Source organism: Prochlorococcus marinus (assembly GCF_001180245.1).
In the GTDB taxonomy this organism is placed as follows: Bacteria; Cyanobacteriota; Cyanobacteriia; order PCC-6307; family Cyanobiaceae; genus Prochlorococcus_A; species Prochlorococcus_A marinus_F.
Window position 1 is genome coordinate 1 of sequence record NZ_CVSV01000086.1, and the last position, 260, is coordinate 260.

1 pseudogene is annotated in these 260 nt (G+C 26.9%); it reads left to right on the plus strand.

Annotation, left to right across the window (positions count from 1 at the left end):
* A pseudogene (locus AMO19_RS03400) lies at positions 1-260 on the plus strand (RNA-binding protein); the annotation flags it as partial.

Sequence of the window (260 nt, forward strand, 5' to 3'; positions counted from 1 at the left end):
TTTAAAGTCAGTTTCTGACTCGATTAGATTTAAAGCAGTTTTAGATAAGGAAACTAAAGAATGCAGGGGGTTTGGTTTTGCGACTTCTAATAATGAAGATAATGCTAATTTATTAATTCAAAAATTAAATGGCTTTGAATTTAATGGTTCTAAATTAAGAGTAGAGCTATCAGAAAAGAAAGATTCTGCTTCAAATAAAAGAAATAGTGGAAAATCAAATAAGAATAAAAAGAGGAAAGACTTTAAGAAAATTGTTCATA